Source organism: Salinisphaera sp. SPP-AMP-43 (assembly GCF_049568105.1).
Taxonomy (GTDB): domain Bacteria; phylum Pseudomonadota; class Gammaproteobacteria; order Nevskiales; family Salinisphaeraceae; genus Salinisphaera.
In genome coordinates, this window is record NZ_CP145335.1 from 606,209 (window position 1) to 623,737 (window position 17,529).

The 17,529-nt window shown below is 64.1% G+C and carries 14 protein-coding genes; 11 read left to right on the plus strand and 3 right to left on the minus strand.

What is annotated here, in order from left to right:
* Positions 1-13 precede the first annotated feature (13 nt).
* Positions 14-1,288, plus strand: a complete 1,275-nt coding sequence (locus tag V5738_RS02570) for an ATP-binding protein (protein ID WP_423822840.1) — start codon at positions 14-16, stop codon at positions 1,286-1,288.
* Positions 1,285-1,812 carry a response regulator transcription factor gene (locus V5738_RS02575; RefSeq protein WP_423822841.1) on the plus strand — a complete coding sequence of 176 codons (528 nt, stop codon included), beginning with the start codon at positions 1,285-1,287 and terminating at the stop codon, positions 1,810-1,812. The genes V5738_RS02570 and V5738_RS02575 overlap by 4 nt, the downstream gene beginning before the upstream one ends.
* A gap of 160 nt (positions 1,813-1,972) precedes the next feature.
* Here V5738_RS02575 and V5738_RS02580 read toward each other — a convergent pair whose 3' ends face one another.
* Positions 1,973-4,198, minus strand: a complete 2,226-nt coding sequence (locus tag V5738_RS02580; RefSeq protein WP_423822842.1) for a TonB-dependent siderophore receptor — start codon at positions 4,196-4,198, stop codon at positions 1,973-1,975.
* Between the two features lie 223 nt (positions 4,199-4,421).
* Between V5738_RS02580 and V5738_RS02585 the strand changes: the two genes are divergently transcribed.
* A complete protein-coding gene (locus V5738_RS02585; protein ID WP_423822843.1) occupies positions 4,422-5,642 on the plus strand; it encodes a TraB/GumN family protein in 1,221 nt (406 codons plus the stop codon).
* 265 nt (positions 5,643-5,907) lie between these two features.
* On the opposite strand, the gene V5738_RS02590 is transcribed toward V5738_RS02585, so the two are convergent.
* Positions 5,908-6,912, minus strand: coding sequence for a sugar-binding transcriptional regulator (locus V5738_RS02590; RefSeq protein ID WP_423822844.1), 1,005 nt, complete (start codon positions 6,910-6,912; stop codon positions 5,908-5,910).
* A gap of 431 nt (positions 6,913-7,343) precedes the next feature.
* Here V5738_RS02590 and V5738_RS02595 point away from each other — a divergent pair, with 431 nt between their 5' ends.
* From V5738_RS02595 to V5738_RS02630, 8 genes are all read left to right on the plus strand, one after another.
* Entirely contained in the window at positions 7,344-8,471 is a 1,128-nt protein-coding gene (locus tag V5738_RS02595) for an alcohol dehydrogenase catalytic domain-containing protein (RefSeq protein ID WP_423822845.1), read from the plus strand.
* Positions 8,472-8,748: 277 nt separating this feature from the next.
* Positions 8,749-9,414: a DUF2291 family protein gene (locus V5738_RS02600; protein ID WP_423822846.1), complete on the plus strand. Its 666-nt coding sequence runs from the start codon at positions 8,749-8,751 to the stop codon at positions 9,412-9,414.
* Between the two features lie 11 nt (positions 9,415-9,425).
* Entirely contained in the window at positions 9,426-10,964 is a 1,539-nt protein-coding gene (locus V5738_RS02605; protein WP_423822847.1) for a sugar ABC transporter ATP-binding protein, read from the plus strand.
* A gap of 25 nt (positions 10,965-10,989) precedes the next feature.
* Positions 10,990-12,150: an ABC transporter permease gene (locus V5738_RS02610; protein ID WP_423822848.1), complete on the plus strand. Its 1,161-nt coding sequence runs from the start codon at positions 10,990-10,992 to the stop codon at positions 12,148-12,150.
* A gap of 39 nt (positions 12,151-12,189) precedes the next feature.
* The gene (locus V5738_RS02615) at positions 12,190-13,176 is read left to right on the plus strand and encodes a D-ribose ABC transporter substrate-binding protein (RefSeq protein WP_423822849.1); all 987 of its coding nucleotides are present in this window, start codon (positions 12,190-12,192) and stop codon (positions 13,174-13,176) included.
* 67 nt (positions 13,177-13,243) lie between these two features.
* The gene (locus V5738_RS02620) at positions 13,244-14,986 is read left to right on the plus strand and encodes a dihydroxyacetone kinase family protein (protein ID WP_423822850.1); all 1,743 of its coding nucleotides are present in this window, start codon (positions 13,244-13,246) and stop codon (positions 14,984-14,986) included.
* Positions 14,983-15,462, plus strand: coding sequence for a ribose-5-phosphate isomerase (locus V5738_RS02625; RefSeq protein ID WP_423822851.1), 480 nt, complete (start codon positions 14,983-14,985; stop codon positions 15,460-15,462). Before V5738_RS02620 ends, V5738_RS02625 begins: the two co-directional genes overlap by 4 nt.
* Positions 15,463-15,503: 41 nt before the next feature.
* Positions 15,504-16,259 carry a triose-phosphate isomerase family protein gene (locus tag V5738_RS02630; RefSeq protein WP_423822852.1) on the plus strand — a complete coding sequence of 252 codons (756 nt, stop codon included), beginning with the start codon at positions 15,504-15,506 and terminating at the stop codon, positions 16,257-16,259.
* A 77-nt stretch (positions 16,260-16,336) separates the two neighbouring features.
* Here V5738_RS02630 and V5738_RS02635 read toward each other — a convergent pair whose 3' ends face one another.
* Positions 16,337-17,245, minus strand: coding sequence for a ribokinase (locus tag V5738_RS02635; RefSeq protein ID WP_423822853.1), 909 nt, complete (start codon positions 17,243-17,245; stop codon positions 16,337-16,339).
* Positions 17,246-17,529 lie beyond the last annotated feature (284 nt).

Here is a 17,529-nt window from a genome sequence, read left to right on the forward strand (position 1 = left end):
GCTCGGAGGCCTGATGGGGCGCATTCTGCCTGCGCATGTGTTCTCGCTCGAGCCAGCGGCCGTGATGCGGGTACTGGCCGGGCTGCGTTATCTGGCGGTCGCGTTAGTCGCGGCAGCATTGCTGTTGCTCGGCGCGCTCGGCCAGGGGCAGCCGGGCGTGCTCTGGGGGCTGCCGCTGTTGTTGCTGGTGTTCAACCTGGGGGTCGCCTGGCGGCTGACCTGGGCTCGGCCGCCGGCGGCGCTGGAGTTGGTCGGCCACTTGGCGGTCGATACGCTCGCCCTGTTTGCCTTGTTCTGGGCCTTGGGCGGGGCGACCAATCCGTTCGTGTCGTTGTTTCTGGTGCCGGTGGCGCTGGCGGCGACCGTGTTGTCGATCCGCGATGCGATCGCGGTGACGCTGCTGGCGGTAATGGCCTATACCGCGCTGCTGCTGCGCTATCTATGGCAGATTCACGATCCCGAAGTGTTCGTTGGCTTCGAGCGACACGTGGTCGGCATGTGGGGCAATTTCCTGCTTGCGGCCGCGCTACTGTGCGGTTTTTTGCTGGTGCTGGCGGCCGTGCTGCGGGCCCGGGAACGGGAGCTTGCCAATCAGCGCGAACGGCTGATGCGCGACGATGCCGTGGTGTCGGTGGCGACCGTGGCCGCAGGGGCCGCTCATGCTCTGAACACGCCGCTGTCGACGATCGCGGTCGCGGCCGAATCGGTCGCCGAGCATCCCCAGCTGCCCGCCGATATACGCGAAGACATCGCCACGATCCGGAGCCAGACCGATTTGTGCGCCACCGAGCTACGGCGTCTGGTCGCGGCCCGCGACCCCCGGGCCCAGGCAGTCACGCCGCTGTGCGACTATGGCGCCCGGCTGATCGCCGACTGGCATACCCGCTGCCCGGAGATCGATCTGACCGAGGTCGGGCGGGCGACGCTCGATCGGCGCGCGATACGCAACGACCCGGCGCTCACCCAGGCGCTGACGAATCTGCTCGACAATGCCGCCGATGCCGCGATTGCGGTCGGCGATCAACGGCTGTGGCTAACCTGGTCGGCCGGGCCGCGCATGCTCGATCTGGCGATCGACGACCCAGGCGGCGGGCTGGATCAGACCGCCAGCGAAGGATCGACCAAGTCGCGCGGGCTCGGGCTGGGGTTGACGCTGGCGCGGGCCAGCCTGTCGCGGCTGGGCGGTGATCTGGCCTTCACCAGCTTGGCCGAAGGTGGCACCCAGACCCGCATCCGCCTGCCGCTGGCTGCCCTGGCCGTCGAGACTACCGAACAAGAGGCCGTATGAATCTACTCATCGTCGATGATGACACTGCGTTCACCCAGACTCTGGTCCGTGCCCTGGAGCGGCTCGGGCATGGCGCCCAGAGCGCGGCGACGCCCGAGGCCGCCCAGGCGCTGGCCGAAGCCCAGCGTTTCGATGCCGCTGTGGTGGATCTGCGACTTGGCGAGCGTAGCGGCCTGGCCTTGATCGAGCCGCTGCTGGCTACCGACGCCGAGCTGCGTATTCTGATGCTAACCGGCTATGCCAGCATCGCCACCGCGATCGAGGCGATCAAGCGCGGCGCATTCAACTATCTCCCAAAACCCGCCACGGCTCGCCAGATTCTCGCGGCACTTGTCCATGACGGCCTGGAGGAGACGCCAGCGGCGCTGCCCGATACGCCGACCTCGCTGCGCCGGCTGGAATGGGAGCATATTCAACACGTTTTGGCCGAGCACGAGGGCAATGTCTCGGCGACCGCCCGGGCGCTCGGCATGCATCGGCGTACGCTGCAGCGCAAGCTGGCCAAGAAACCGGTCCGGGAATGACGCCGCAGCGGCCGGCTGGCCGCTGCGCAACGGGCTCAACAGGAGCAATACATGATCGGTATCATCATCTTCGTCATCGCCATGGTGCCGTTTTTCGGCCTGCTCGGCTGGATCGCCTACAAGCTCATGACCAGCGAGGAATGAAGCATCCGAGCCGCCCTCACTGCCAGTGGTAGCTGACGGTAGCGCTCGTCTTGCGCTCTTCGCCGTAATAGCAGAACGCCTCGGACAGACAGGAGGCAACGTATTTCTTGTTGAACAGATTGTGTACGTTGAGCGCGACCTTCCAGCCGGCTAAACGCTGCGACATCTGGCCCAGGCTGTAGTGCAGGGCGCCGTCGAACAGCGTGTAGTCCGGCACCTCGGCGGTGTTGGCGTTGCCGACCTGCTGGCTGCCGACATAGCGTAGCCCCAGGCCGCCGCCGAAGCCGGCCCAGCGGCCGGAGGGCTGCGTATAGTCCAGCCATAGCGAGCCGCTGTATTTAGGGGTCTGGCTGAGGGCATTGCCGGCATAGCCCAGATCCGAACGGGTGATCTCCGAATCCAGATAAGTGCCGGCCGCGGTCAGATCGAGCCCGGCGGCCAGGCTGGCCTTGGCTTCGATCTCGGCGCCGTTGACCTCGACTTCGCCGGTCTGGGTCACGGTGCCGTCCGGGCGGGTATCGCCGGAAACGTTTTTCTGTCGGATCTTGAACACCGAGGCCGTGAACAGGGCATCGACCTCTCGGGGCTGGTATTTCACGCCCAGTTCGTACTGATGGCCTTCGGTCGGTTCGAGCACGTTGGCCGAGACGCCGTCGGTGCTCGGCGGCTGGAACGATTCGGTATAGCTGACATACGGCGACAGGCCGAAGTCGAAGGCATAGAGCGCCCCGGCCCGGACCGTGACTGCATGATCCGAGCGCGTCTCATGCAGGCCCGGCTGGCGTGTGGTCTGGGCAGTCTGGATATGATCGTAGCGGCCGCCGCCGATCAGGATCAGGCGGCCGAGGGCGATCTGATCCTGCAGGTAGTAGCCCAGCTGATCCTGGTCGAAGGCATAGTCGGTCAGCGCTGGCTCGGCGATCGTCTGATGATAGTTCGGGTCGGCCAGCGACAGGCCGGCTGCGCTGCCATAGCCGGTTGCGCGGTTGCCGTCGACATCCTGGTAGTCGATGCCGGCGAGCACGGTATGGTCGAGCGCGCCGGTATCGAAGGTGATGAGCAGCTGATTGTCGATGGCGAAATCGTCCATCGACTCGTCGGAGACGGTCGAGGCCCGCAGCAGTCCGGCCCGGTCGGGGCTGTAGCCACTGGCATAGACGCTGCGATACTGCACTTCGTTGTGGTCATAGCGCAGATGCTGGCGGAACGCGACATGCTCGTTGAAACGATGCGAGAACTCGGTGCCGATCTGTCGATCGCGTCGATAGAAGTTGTCGAAGCCGGCGTCGCCGACATAGAAGCCACGCTTGAGCCGCGAGCCGTCGGCCCGGGGATCGACCGTGCCGACATAGGGTAGGGCGCCGGCTGAGCCGACCTCCGGATCGTTGCGATACTTGGCCAGTATGGTCAACTCGGTGGCTTCCGAGATATGGAACGTGATCGACGGCGCGATCGAGAAATTCGAGCTGTCCGGGGTCGCCTGCGCGCCGTCCTCGCGCTCGCCCACGGCCACGATCCGGTAGCGGACATCGCCCTTGGTATCGACGTTGCCGCCGATATCGAAGCCACCGCGCAGCCGTGCATCATTGCCGCCCTGGACGAAGACCTGATTGACGACGTTCGCCGACGGGCGTTTGGATACCGAGTTGACGACGCCGCCCGGCGGGGTCTGGCCGTAAAGTACCGAGGCCGGGCCCTTGAGTATGTCGATGCGTTCGAGCAGGAACGGGTCGACGCGGGAGGTGGTATAGAAATAGCTGCCTAGTCGTAGCCCGTCGAGATATTGATCGGGCCGGAAGCCGCGCAGATTGAACAGGTCGTAGCGGTTTTGGCCTGAGCCGCGCAGGGCCGGCACGCTGCCGCTGACATAGCCCATAACGTCGCTGAGGTTGGTCGCGTTCTGGGCCGCGATCTGGTCGGCGGTGATCACGGTCACCGCCTGCGGGACCTTGATCAGCGGCGTATCGGTCTTGGTGGCCGAGCGATTGCGCTCGGCAGCATAACCATCGACTGGCTGGGTCGCCGAGTCGACCAGCCAGCCCTCGACGTGGATATCCGACAGCCGGGTGGTCGGGGCCGGGTCGGTACCGGAGACGGCGGCGGCAGCAGGGGTGGGCTGGTCGGCTGGCGCGGTTTCAGACGTACCGGCGGCCGAAGCGGTCGTGCTGTATAACCCGAGCAGCGCCGGCACGAGCCATCCATGGCGCGGCACCCGTACCGCTGCTGGCCAAACATCCCCCATCGAATTTCCCCTTGAGTTGTAAATAAGAATTATTATCAATCGTATTCGTGAATGTCTGCGCTGTACAGCCGCGTTGGTCCGGTGTGGCTGGGTCGCTTGCGGCCTCGGGGCCGGCGGGCTGCGACCCGGGGGCCAGACATGGACGACAAACGCTGCAGCGGCGACAATCGGGCGCTTGCTGCGGCCAGCGGGCCGCGACGCTTCATTGCCGGTGATCTTTTCTATGTCTGAGTCGTCGAATCAGACCGCGCCCGAGTCCACGGTCGAAGCCGGACCGCGCCGTATCGTGACCCGTGGTACGCGGCGTTTTGTGTTGCTGGGCACGGCCCATGTCTCCAAAGCCAGTGCCGACGAAGTACGCGCCGAGATCGAGTCCGGCGACTACGACCAGGTCGCCATCGAGCTTTGCGATGCGCGACATGCGGCGCTGACTCGCCAGTCCGAAATGGCGGAGATGGATCTGTTCGCGGTAATCAAGAACGGCCAGGCTGGCATGGTTGCCGCCAATCTGGCGCTCGGGGCCTACCAGCAGCGTTTGGCCGATCAGTTCGGCATCGAGCCCGGTGCCGAAATGCGTGCCGCGATCGCGGCCGCCGAGGCACGGCATACGCCGCTGACGCTGATCGATCGCAATATCGGCATCACGCTCAAGCGGGTCTATCGCGGTATCCCGTGGTGGCAGCGCGCCACGGTGTTGGCCGGACTGGCGGCCAGCCTGGTGTCGTCAGACAAGATCAAGGAAGAGGATATCGAGCAGTTGAAGGAAGGCGACATGCTCGAGGCCACCTTCAATGAGTTCGCTGCCCAGTCCGAGCATATGCACGGCGCATTGATCGACGAGCGCGACCAGTACATGGCCGCCAAGCTGCTGGAGCAGGCCGAGACGCCAGGCACTATGCTGGTGGTGGTCGGGGCCGGGCATCTGAAAGGGCTGGCAGGCTATCTGGAAGCCGGTATGGACGCCCCGGCCGAACGCGTGGCCAAGCTCGATACGGTGCCCAGCGGGGCCCGCTGGGTGAAATGGATTCCCTGGGTCGTGGTTGCGGTCATTGTGGCCGGCTTCGCGCTCGGCTTTTCGCGCAGCACCGGGCTGGGCCAGCAGATGGTGCTGGAGTGGGTGCTCATCAACGGCGTTCTATCGGCGCTGGGGGCGTTGGTCGCACTCGCGCATCCGCTCACGATCGTCACCGCCTTCGTCGCGGCGCCGATTACCTCGCTGAATCCGACCATCGGCGCCGGCATGGTTACGGCCGCCGCCGAGCTGTGGCTACGCAAGCCTCGAGTCGGGGATTTTTCGACCCTCAAGTCGGATGTGACCAGTCTGCGCGGCTGGTGGCGTAACCGGGTCTCGCGCACGCTGCTGGTGTTTTTGTTTTCGACCCTCGGCTCGGCGGTCGGGACCTACGTGGCCGGCTTCCGCATCTTCGGCCAGCTGTTCGGCTGATTTTCAGCTCCGCGCCCTGGTGGGGCATGTCGGCGCTGGTTTAGGGCGCGCGCCGAGTGTTGTGTGGCCGCCCCAAATTGTATTCTGCCGGTACGAATCGTCGCAGGCCGCCCATGGCGCGGCCCGTGGACGGCCCGAGTCGAAAGGCCATGGCCCGTGGATTGGCGATACGCCGGCAATCCGGCGTGGCCGCCCGGCTCGTCCTGTTGCCCAACAACGCTGGGTGCGGGTTCGCCGCGAAGACGTGCCAGGTTCTGGGCCGTACCTAGGCGTTGGGGCGTTCTAGCGGTACCTGTGGGCGTGGCGAGCGCGGCGTCCCGTCGGTGGCCTGGGCGAGGTTGAGCACGGTCTGGGCGATCGACTGGGTCGTGGCCAGAGTATCGATGGTGCCGGTGCGCAACGCGCCGAGAATGCCGGTGACCTTGGTCGGCTCGCTGGCGGTGGCGATCACCTCCGGTATGTGCCGTAGATGATCGATGGTCAGCCCAATCACGCGGCCGACCAGCGGCGTTTCGGCCAGATTGCCGTCGATATCGATGAAGTCGTAGCCCATGATGTCGCCGACCACGCCGAGTTCACGGACCCTGGTGATCTCTTCGCTGGTGAACCAGCCCATGCGCACCATGTTGCTGTCTTCAAGGATGTCGCCCACGCCGACTACGGCCACGTCGGCATGCCGGGCCTGGTTGAGCGACTGTCGCACCGTATCGTTGCTGAGCAGGGCGTCGCGGATTGCCTGGTCGGAGACGATGGCCGGGGCATAAAGGGTGACGCTCTCGCCGCCAAAGCGCATCGCCAGCTGGCGACAGATCTGGTCGGCGTTCATCGCTTCGCCGCCCCGGTAAGAGCCGCCGATTGCACAGATGAAGCTGCAGTGGCGGCGCTGGCTCGAGACCACGTGCTCCGGTATCGCGCTTACGTTGCGGCCCATGCCCACCGCGACCACGCTGGTATCGGTCAGGGTCTGGTCGAGATAGCGCGCTACCAGCCCGGCCAGTAGTTCGCGCTGGCGTTCCGGGTCTTTGTGGTCGACCGAGATGATCGCCCGGCGAATGCCGAAGCGTTCGATCAGCGCTTTCTCGAGTGCTGCGGTCTTGTCCGGTGGGTGCTGGAGGCGTACACAGATCTCTACGATGCCTTCCCGGACCGCGCGCTTGAGCAGCCGTCCGACCTTGACCCGGGAGATGTCGAAGCGGGTGGCCAGTTCTTCTTGGGTCAGCCCGTCTATGTGGTAGAGCTTGGCCAGCTCTGTGAGTTCATCGGGAGACATAGAGTTCGTCTTTGTTAAAGCACGGGCTGGAAGTCGCCCGGGGGAATCATGACGCCACGAAGGCCGATCATATGATCGGCTTGCGATCACATGCACTAGACATTGATCCTATGCCGGCCGGCGCTGCACATGAACTGTAAGCCTTCACAGCGTCGGCTTAAACCATTATTCGCGATCTCTTACGGCCGAATAGGGGTCGACCAAAGTCTATATGTCTAAAGGCCGTTTCTGCGTTGACCGGGCAGGGGGGCGGGCATACTATCAATCGCAGTTAAACAAATGAACTGTCGGTGATCACATGTTCATCGGCAGGCAGCGCGATTCGGGGGCCGTTCGGAACGGTTGGGCCGCCGACGGTCTCCGATCGCGATCACTCGGCCGACGCGGTATCGCCATCGGCCCGAGAACCCATGATTGAGGAGTCGCCCGCCATGTCCGATGTTATCGACCGCCCCGAAAGTGCCGCCCAGCTCGGCGAGATCCCCAAGACCATGCAGGCCGTGGTCTGCTATGCGCCGGGTGATTACCGGCTGGAAGAAGTCGAGGTGCCGACCCCGGGCCCGGGAGAAATCCTGTGCCGGGTAGAACTGGTCGGCATCTGCATGTCGGATGTGAAGGTCTATCACGGTGCGCCGTCGTTCTGGGGCGACGATACCCAGCCGCGCTACGTCAAGCCGCCGATGATTCCGGGCCACGAGTTCGTCTGCCATGTGGTCGCACTCGGCGAAGGCGCCGGCGAGGCCAAGAACGTCAAGATCGGTGATCGCGTGATCTCCGAGCAGATCGTGCCCTGCTGGGATTGCCGCTACTGCAACCGTGGCCAGTACTGGATGTGCGAAAAGCACGACCTGTACGGCTTCCAGAGCAACGTCAACGGCGCCTTCGCCCAGTACATGATCTTCACCAAGGAAGGCATCGTGCATCACGTGCCCGATCATGTGCCGGCCGATGAGGCCGTGCTGGTCGAGCCGCTGGCCTGTTCGCTGCATGCTGCCGACCGGGCCCAGGTTACGCCTGACGATGTAGTCGTGGTCGCCGGCGCCGGCACCTTGGGTCTGGGCATCATCGGTCAGGTCGCGCTGTCCAATCCGAAGAAACTGATCGTGCTGGATCTCAAGCCAGAGCGGGCCAAGTTCGCCAAGCAGCTGGGTGCCCATGAAGTTTGGAACCCAGCCGAGGAAGATGTGATCGAGAAGATCAAGTCGATCACCGATGGCTACGGCTGCGATATCTATATCGAGGCCACCGGCTTCCACAAGGCGGTGAACCAGGGCATCCACATGCTGCGCAAGCTGGGCCGGTTCGTCGAATTCTCGGTGTTCGGCTCCGAGGTCACCCTCGACTGGTCGATCATCAGCGACCGCAAGGAACTGGATGTTCTGGGCTCCCATCTCGGGCCCTATACCTATCCGCGGGCGATCGATTTCGTCGCCACCCGCAAGCTCGATCTACGCGGTGTGGTCACCCATACCTATCCGATGTCGAAGTTCCACGAAGCGCTCGAAGTCATGGAGCGTGGCGAATCCTCGATGAAGGTCGCGATCGATCCGCACAACTGATCGATTTGTTCACAGCACGGGTTTCGCTCCGTGCTGGAGGCCGCTGGGCCGTACAAACGGGGCGGCGTCCAGAGTTGCTATGAGGCAACACGGGACAGTCCGATAGCCGGTCGCCCATCGCGTTACAGGGTGGACCGATCGGCTGCCGGAACGGTGTCCGGACCGCGGGGTTCGGCATCCGGGAGGAGAGCATGACCAGCCAGACACAGGCGCTGCGCGATGTGCCGCGTAGCTTCATCGATACTAACCACTACGCTGCCAGGGCAGGGAGCCGATCATGAGTGCGACCACCAGTTCACAACGCTCCGGCGGGGCCAAGATGTCGGCCAATCTCAAGCGTGGGATCGGCGCGGCCGCGGTCGTGGTTCTGTTGGTGGTCATGGGCCTGGACACCACCGTCGTGCCGATCGGTTCCGAAGTCGGGGCTGCCTCGAACCAGTTCTCGCCCGAGCAATACGGCGAAACTGAGTTCCCGAAGGTCCAGAAGGCGATCGAACAGCGCGCTGCGCCGGCCCCGGCGCTGGTCAAGGCGATCAACGAAGATAAGCAGGCCGCGGTCGAGAAATACGGCGTGCCGACCGATATCGCGCCGATCATGGCGGTCAAGTTCACCGGCACGCTCGGCGAAGGCACCTCGGGCATATACAACGTCAAGGTGCCCGATGTCGCCGACGATCTGACGATTCGCGTGCAAACCGGCCCGGCCATCAATGGCACGGTGCTGCGAGACGGCGTAGGCAATATCGAGTTTGGCGACTTCAAGAACCAGATCGAATATCAGAACGCTGCGGCCGCGATTAACAACGCGATGAAAAAACAGGAGCTTTCCGGTCTGGATCGCGACAATCTATCGGGCAAGAAAGTCACGGTGGTCGGTGCCTTCCAGCTGATCAATCCGAACAACTGGCTGGTGACGCCGGTTCGATTCAGTGTCCAGCAATGAGCGGGGCAGCGATGAACGACACCACACAGGCAACGCCCAACGACGCGCCGGTACTCTCGGCCCGTAACGTCGTCAAGCACTACGGCGGCGTACGCGCCCTCAAGGGCGTGGATTTCGATATCTATTCGGGCACGGTGACCACGCTGTTCGGTGAGAACGGTGCCGGCAAATCGACTCTGATGAAGATCCTGTCCGGCGTCGAGCAGCCGACCGACGGCCAGCTCATCCTCGACGGTGAGCCGGTCACCTTTGCCTCGACGGTCGAGGCCCAGCACCGCCGGATCTCGATCATCCATCAGGAGTTGTCGCTGGCGCCGAATCTATCGGTGCGCGACAACATCTTCATGGGCCGCGAACTGATCCGTAACGGCAGCGTCGACTATGCCGAAGAAGCCCGCCAGGCCGCCGCGTTGATGGCCGAGCTGGAAGAGGATATCGATCCGCTGACCAAGGTCGGCGACCTCCGGGTCGGCCAGCAGCAGATCGTGGAAATCGCCCGCGCGCTGTCGGTGGATGCTCGCATCCTGATCATGGACGAACCCACCTCGGCACTGTCGGCCAGCGAGGTCGAGGTGCTGTTCAAGGTGATCCGCGATCTGACTTCGCGCGGCGTAGCGATCGTGTATATCTCCCATCATCTGGAAGAAGCGCTAGAGATCACCGACCACGCCGTGGTGCTGCGCGACGGCAGCATGACCGCCAAGGCCGAACGGGCCGATATCGATCTGGCCTGGATCGTGCGCAATATGGTCGGCGAGAACTTCGACCTCGGCTCGCCGCCGAGCGGTTACGAGTTCGGCGATGCGGCGTTGTCCGTGCAGTCGCTGACCGTGCTCGACGAATCGAACCCCGAGCGGGCCGCCGTGGACCAGCTGTCGCTGGATGTCCGGGCCGGTGAGATCGTGTGCATCTACGGCTTGATGGGGGCCGGGCGCACCGAGTTGCTCGAAGCCCTGGCTGGTGCCTCGCACACCAGCAGCGGCAAGGTGATGCTGGAAGGTCGCGATATCACCCATCTCGATATCGCCCAGCGCATCGCCGCTGGGCTGGTTCTGGTGCCCGAGGATCGCCAGCGCGACGGCCTGGTTCAGACCATGACTGTTGGCCGCAATCTATCGCTGGCCAGCATCGGCGCTTTCGTCAAGAACCTGTTCCTGTCCAACTCCAGCGAAAGCGGTCTGGTCGACGATTCGATCCGCGACGTGCACGTCAAGACCGACGGCCCGAGCGCGATGATCGGCTCGCTGTCCGGCGGCAACCAGCAGAAAGTGGTGATCGGCAAGATGGTGACCACCGACCCACGGGTGATTCTGCTCGACGAGCCGAGCCGCGGCATCGACATCGGTGCCAAGGCCGAGGTGTTCAAGCTGCTGGCCGAGCGCGCCAAGCAAGGGCTGGGCGTCGTCTACTCGACCTCCGAGGTCAACGAGTGCCTGTCGATCGCCCATCGCATCATCGTCATGAGCCGCGGCCGCATTGTGGCCGAATTCGGGCCGGACGTTTCCAAGGAACAGATCATGGCCGCCTCGGGCGAGTCCGTGGCCGCGTAAGCCTTAACGAGCAGGAATAACAATCATGAGCGATACACGCGCTGAGACCACTACGAAAAGCAAGGGCGGGCTGTTCTCGGGCGGCTTCGATCCGGTCGGGCTGCTGCTCGAAGGCCGGGCTTTCTTTGGCCTGATCGCGATCATTCTGGTCTTTTCCTATCTTTCGCCGAATTACCTTACGGTCGGCAACCTGCTGACCATGTCCTCGCATGTGGCCATCTATGGCCTGCTGGGACTCGGCATGCTGCTGGTGATCCTGAACGGCGGCATCGATCTGTCGGTCGGCTCGACGCTGGGGTTGTGCGGGGTCATGGCCGGCTTTTTCATCCACGGCGTCGAACTCGCGCCGCTGGGGGTGACCCTGTATCCGCCGATCTGGGTGATCGTGATCCTGGTCTGCGGCGTCGGCGGACTGGTCGGGCTGGTCAACGGCATCCTGATCGCGCGCTTCAAGGTGCCGCCGTTCGTGGCCACCCTGGGTTCGCTGTATGCCGTGCGCGGCATCGCGCTGCTGATCACCAATGGCCTGACCTACAACAACCTCGGCGGCAAGGAAGCTCTGGGCAATACCGGCTTTGATTGGCTCGGTTTCAATCGCCTGCTCAATATTCCGGTCGGCGTACTGGTCATGATCGGCGTTGCCCTGATTATGAGCGTGGTGCTCAACAAGACCGCCTTCGGCCGCTGGCTGTATGCCTCGGGCGGCAACGAACGGGCCGCACGGTTGTCGGGCGTGCCGGTCAAGCGGGTCAAGATCTCGGTGTATGTGCTGTCGGGCGTCTGTGCCGGCATCGCCGGGCTGGTGTTGTCCTCCGAGCTGACCTCGGCCGGACCGACCGCGGGTACCACCTACGAACTGACTGCGATCGCCACCGTGGTGATCGGCGGAGCCGCACTCACCGGCGGCATCGGCAATGTGCGCGGCACGTTGCTGGGCGCGTTCGTGATCGGTTTTCTGTCGGACGGGCTGGTCATTGTGGGCGTATCCGCCTACTGGCAGATGGTGTTCACCGGGGCCGTGATCGTGCTGGCGGTGTTGCTCAACTCGATCGACTACCGCGGCGGCGCCAAGAAGAAATCCAAATCCACGCCCAGCAATGGCACGCCGGCCGCCAAGACCGGCGACCCGGGCCAGACCAAGTCCGGCGATACCCAACAACAGGTTCCTCAGAAAACCGCCGGCTAATGCGGTGGTGTGTTACCTAAGCGAAAGGAGATGCAAAGAATGCTACGCAGAACAATAATCATGGCAGCCGCGGCGATGGTTGCCGCCGCGTCCTTTACCGGTCTGTCCACGGCCGTGGCCGCCGATTCCGGTGGTAATGGCAAGCTGATCAGTATCATCGTCAACGACCCGTCTAATCCGTACTGGCGTACCGAAGGCCAGGTCGCAGCGACCGAAGCCCGCTCGTTGGGCTACAAGGCCAACGTAGCTGCGCACAAGGGCGATACCAACACCGAGCGCAACCTGGTCGATACCGCGATCACCAACCACTCGGCGGCGATCATCCTCGACCCGGCCAACGCCGATGGATCGATCGGCTCGGTCAAGAAAGCCGTGCAGGCCGGCATCCCGGTGTTCTTGGTCAACGCCGAGATCAACCAGAAAGGCTTGGCCAAGGCCCAGCTGGTGTCCAACAACGCCCAGGGTGCGGCCCTCGGTGCCCAGCAGTGGGTACAGGCCGTCGGTGACGATGCCAAGTACGTCGAGCTCAAGGGCGCGCCTTCGGACAACAACGCGGCTACCCGTTCCAACGGCTATCGCACGGTGCTGTCCCAGTATCCGAACCTGAAGAAGGTGGCTTCGCAGGTCGCTAACTGGGATCGCACCCAGGGCCACGACAAAATGCAGGGCATGCTGCAGGCCAACCCGAACATCGACGGCGTGATCAGCGGCAACGATGAAATGGCGCTGGGCGCGATCGCGGCCCTTAAGGAAGCCGGCAAGCTCAAGGGCATCACGGTCGGTGGCTTCGACGGTTCCCCGGATGCCGTGGATGCGGTCAAGTCGGGCGAGCTGGCCTATACCGTGCTGCAGCCGGTGGCCGTGTTCTCGAAAAAAGCGGTGCAAGAAGCCGATCAGTACATCAAGAACGGCAACACGGGCGTCGACAAGGAAAAGCAGCTGTTCGACTGCGTCCTGATCACTCAGGACAACGCCGATGACATGGTCGCTCCGTTCACGCTCAAGAGCATGCAGAGCGACTCGTAAACCCAAGGCCTGGAGCCGACGAACGCGCGGGCCGATCCGGCCCGCGCGTTTTCATGAGGAGACCCCCATGACGTACCTAGTGAACAATTCCGCCGACTTCGTCGATGAAAGCATCGACGGATTCGTCGCCGCCAATAAGGATCTGGTGCGCCGCGTGCCCGGTGGCGTGGTGCGTGCCACTCGAACCCCGCCGGGCCAGGTTGCCGTGGTCATCGGCGGCGGCTCGGGCCACTATCCGGCGTTCGCCGGCTTGGTCGGCCAGGGATTGGCCCACGGTGCGGCCATGGGCAATGTCTTTGCCTCGCCGTCGGCCCAGCAGATTTATTCCGTGGCCAAGGCCGCGGCCTCCGATGCCGGGGTGCTGCTGTCGTTCGGCAACTATGCCGGCGACGTGCTCAACTTCGGTATTGCCGAAGAGCGATTGAAAGCCGAAGGTATTCCGTGTCGCTGTTTTGCAGTGACTGACGACGTCTGCAGCGGCCCGGCCGAACGAGCCAGCGAGCGCCGTGGCATCGCCGGTGACCTGACCGTGTTCCGAGCTGCGGCACTGGCTGCGGCCGAAGGTAAATCGCTGGACGAAGTCTACGAATTCGCAAGCCATGCCAACGATCGGACCCGGTCGTTCGGGGTGGCTTTTTCCGGGTGCACGCTGCCCGGTGCCAAGGAGCCGCTGTTCACCGTGCCCAAGGGGCGCATGGGGGTCGGCATGGGCATCCACGGTGAGCAGGGCATCGACGAACTCGACCTGCCCAGTGCTGCCGAACTCGGCGATATGCTCGTCGACCGGCTGCTCGACGAGCGGCCTAGCGGTATCCAGCGCGCGGCCTCGCCGCGGGTCGGCGTAATGCTCAACGGTCTCGGGTCGGTGAAGTACGAAGAATTGTTCGTACTCTACAAACGGGTCTCTGAACGCCTCGATCATGCCGGACTGACTGTGATCCAGCCGGAAGTCGGCGAACTGGTCACCAGTTTCGAGATGGCCGGTGTATCGTTGACCCTGTTCTGGCTCGACGAAGCACTGGAGCGCGCCTGGACCGCGCCCGCCACGACCCCGGCTTATCGTCGAGGTGGGGTAGCGTTGGAAGGCGAGCCGCGTAATGACAGCGACGATGCGGCGGCCCATGAAGAGAGTGTTCCGGCGGCCAGCGAAGAATCACGCGCCGATGCGGCCGGCATGCTGGCCGTGATCGAAGCGATTCAGGCCAAGATCGAAGCCGAGGCCGAAGCGCTGGGTAAGCTGGATGCGATCTCTGGCGACGGCGACCACGGTATCGGCATGGCCACCGGTGCTAATGCCGCGCTGGCTGCGGCCCGCAACGCGGTTGAAAAAGGCTGTGGCGCCGGCACTGTCCTAGAACGAGCTGGCGATGCCTGGGCCAACGAGGCCGGCGGCACTTCCGGCGCGCTGTGGGGCCTGGGCCTGCGCAGCGTAGGCGCCCGAATTGGCGATCGCGACAGCGTCGCGGCCCCGGCGGTCGCCGCCGGCGTAGCCGATGCCACCGATGCCATCACCCGGCTGGGTGGGGCGCAAGTCGGCGACAAGACTATGCTCGATGCGATGAAGCCGTTTTCCAACACGCTGGCGGCCGAAGTCGAATCGGGTGCGCATTTGCGCGAAGCCTGGAATCGTGCGGCCGAGGCCTCGGAGCAGGCGGCCCAGGCGACCGCCGAGCTCAAGCCCCGTTTGGGCCGGGCCAAGAACCACAGCGACAAGAGTGTCGGCCATCCCGACCCCGGCGCGGTGTCGTTTGCCATGATCGTGGCAGCCACCGCGACCACCCTGGAATCCCTTCATGAGGACGTAACATGAGCGACAAACTGCGAATCGTCATCGGCTGCGATGACGCCGGCTACGAGTATAAGCAAGCCCTGAAGGCCGATATGGAGGCCAGCGAGTATGTCGCCTCCGTAGAGGACATGGGCGTTGATGAAGTCGCCAAGACGCCGTATCCGACCATTGCTATCGCTGCGGCCGAAAAGGTCGCGGCCGGCGAGGCCGACCGGGCGCTGCTGATTTGTGGTACCGGTCTCGGCGTGGCCATTTCGGCCAACAAGGTGCCGGGCATTCGGGCCGTGACCGCCCACGACGGGTTTTCGGTCGAGCGCGCGATCAAGTCCAACAATGCCCAGGTGCTATGCTTTGGCCAGCGCGTGGTAGGTATCGAACTGGCCCGCAAGCTGGCCTCGGAATGGCTGACTTATCGCTTCGACGAAAACTCCTCGTCGGCCAAGAAAGTGGCCGTAATCGAGGATTACGAGGCCAAGAACAGCGACTCGGCGGCCTGATTGCGCAACAATAGCCGCTTTATCCCAAGGCCGGTCTGTCCATGTTGTTAGCCGTCAGTCTCAAAATGTATCTCGACCCGGCGGCCACCCAGACCTGGGCCGGCCAAGTTGCCGCGCTGGCGAAACGGCATCCCGCCGTCCAGCGCGGCGACGTGTCGCTTTGGCTGCTGCCGTCGATGCCGGCGTTGGCCCAGACCATCGAGCGGTGCCAGGATACGCCGGTCGCGGCCGGTGCCCAGGATCTGTTCTGGGAAGATCGCGGCGCTTATACCGGTGCGGTTAGCGGTGCCGATCTGGCACAGATCGGCTGCTCTACGGTTGAGATCGGGCATGCCGAGCGCCGCACGATCTTTGGCGAAGACGATGCCATCGTGGCACGCAAGACCGCGGCTGCCCTGCGCAATGGTTTGATTCCCCTGCTGTGCGTGGGCGAAGAGGAGCCAGGCGATAGCGATGCGGCAGCGGCTTTCTGTATCGAGCAGCTCGAGTCCGCCCTGGGCTGGGTGAGCGAGCCGGCCTCGGTTGTGGTGGCCTATGAACCGGTCTGGGCCATCGGCCAGTCCGAAGCAGCCAGCAGTACACATGTTGGGCACGTCGCCCAGGCGATCAAGGCCTGGCTGGCCGAGCGTCCGGCGTTGGCCGATGCTCGCGTTATCTATGGTGGCAGTGCAGCGCCGGGCACGCTCAGTGAACTCGGTGCCACGATTGACGGCCTGTTTCTCGGTCGTTTTGCCCACGATACGGCCGCGCTCGAACAGATCGTCGACGAAGCGGCAGGTATGGTCGGTACCGGCTAGCGCCTGCTAGGGCTGGACTCAAACGCCGAGCCAATACAAGGCCCGGCGTTTGGCATGCCCGCGAACCCGGGCGTGTGTTATTCGGCGATCGCCGCAGCAAGCTCGGCCTGCGTTGGCATGCCCGCGCGGGCGCCGGCCCGGCCCACGGACAAGGCCCCGGCGACCACGGCAGTCTCGATCGCTGCACGTATCGACAGGTTTTCTGCACGGGCATGGGCGAAGGCGCCGGCAAAGGTGTCGCCGGCACCAGTGGTATCCACGACGTCACAAGTCCGGCCCGGCACATGCCCGCCGTCACCGTTCGGCTCGGTCCATAGCGCCCCGTCGCCGCCGAGGGTGACGATCACGCCCACGCCGTATCGTTCGACCAGGGTAGCGGCATGCGCCTCGGTCTCGGCCCGGCTATGGCCCTCGGCTTCGCCGAGCACGAAGGCCGCTTCGCCGGCATTGACCATCAGCCAGTCCACATTCGTCATATCGAATTGTTCGAGCGGTGCGGCCGGGGCAGCATTCAGTACCACCTCTGCTCCGTGGACGCGTGCGCTGGCCAAAGCCGCGTCGACAAACGACGGCGGTGTTTCCAGCTGTACCAGGGCCACCCGGGCGCCGTCGAAGCCGGTGTCGAGGGCCGGCGCATCGGCGGTGAGTTGGCCATTGGCCCCTGGGACTACCACGATGCTGTTCTCACCCGCGGTATCCACGGTAATCAGGGCCAGGCCGCTGCTGCCGGTGACCTCGGATACCGAATGGGTATCGATATGTTCGGCGGTCAAACCGGCGAGTATCTGGCGGCCGAAATCATCGTTGCCGATGGCGCCGATGAAACGCACCGGCGTGCCGAGGCGGGTTGCCGCTACAGCCTGGTTGGCTCCCTTGCCGCCCTGATGGACAGCATAGTCATCGGCGATCAGGGTTTCGCCCGGGGCAGGCTGATGTGCGACACGGGCTACGAGATCGATATTGGCGCTGCCGGCGACGACGATCATGAACCCATCCCATGGATCGGCGACAACGGCTGGCATCGAGCTCGGGCCGCGGCTGGCCGGGGCGACAGGGCTCGAAGCAGATCGGTAGAGGCAGGCATCGACACCGGGAACATCCTCGTGCTGGTGGATATCAATCCGGCAGGCTACCGGATACGGCGTTATTCGAGCACAAACGCGGCCGCGTATCTGTCGGCGATTAGGCGCATTCAACGGCCCATGCGCGGCCGTGGTTACCTAGGGGCCTGCCGAGGTTGTCGTCCAAACGTCGCGTTGTCGCCCAGACC

Coding starts and splice junctions, on each gene's coding strand:
- V5738_RS02570 (WP_423822840.1), top strand. CDS start 14: ATGGGGCGCATTCTGCCTGCGCATGTGTTCTCGCTCGAGCCAGCGGCC.
- V5738_RS02575 (WP_423822841.1), top strand. CDS start 1,285: ATGAATCTACTCATCGTCGATGATGACACTGCGTTCACCCAGACTCTG.
- V5738_RS02580 (WP_423822842.1), bottom strand. CDS start 4,198: ATGGGGGATGTTTGGCCAGCAGCGGTACGGGTGCCGCGCCATGGATGG.
- V5738_RS02585 (WP_423822843.1), top strand. CDS start 4,422: ATGTCTGAGTCGTCGAATCAGACCGCGCCCGAGTCCACGGTCGAAGCC.
- V5738_RS02590 (WP_423822844.1), bottom strand. CDS start 6,912: ATGTCTCCCGATGAACTCACAGAGCTGGCCAAGCTCTACCACATAGAC.
- V5738_RS02595 (WP_423822845.1), top strand. CDS start 7,344: ATGTCCGATGTTATCGACCGCCCCGAAAGTGCCGCCCAGCTCGGCGAG.
- V5738_RS02600 (WP_423822846.1), top strand. CDS start 8,749: ATGAGTGCGACCACCAGTTCACAACGCTCCGGCGGGGCCAAGATGTCG.
- V5738_RS02605 (WP_423822847.1), top strand. CDS start 9,426: ATGAACGACACCACACAGGCAACGCCCAACGACGCGCCGGTACTCTCG.
- V5738_RS02610 (WP_423822848.1), top strand. CDS start 10,990: ATGAGCGATACACGCGCTGAGACCACTACGAAAAGCAAGGGCGGGCTG.
- V5738_RS02615 (WP_423822849.1), top strand. CDS start 12,190: ATGCTACGCAGAACAATAATCATGGCAGCCGCGGCGATGGTTGCCGCC.
- V5738_RS02620 (WP_423822850.1), top strand. CDS start 13,244: ATGACGTACCTAGTGAACAATTCCGCCGACTTCGTCGATGAAAGCATC.
- V5738_RS02625 (WP_423822851.1), top strand. CDS start 14,983: ATGAGCGACAAACTGCGAATCGTCATCGGCTGCGATGACGCCGGCTAC.
- V5738_RS02630 (WP_423822852.1), top strand. CDS start 15,504: ATGTTGTTAGCCGTCAGTCTCAAAATGTATCTCGACCCGGCGGCCACC.
- V5738_RS02635 (WP_423822853.1), bottom strand. CDS start 17,245: ATGATCGTCGTCGCCGGCAGCGCCAATATCGATCTCGTAGCCCGTGTC.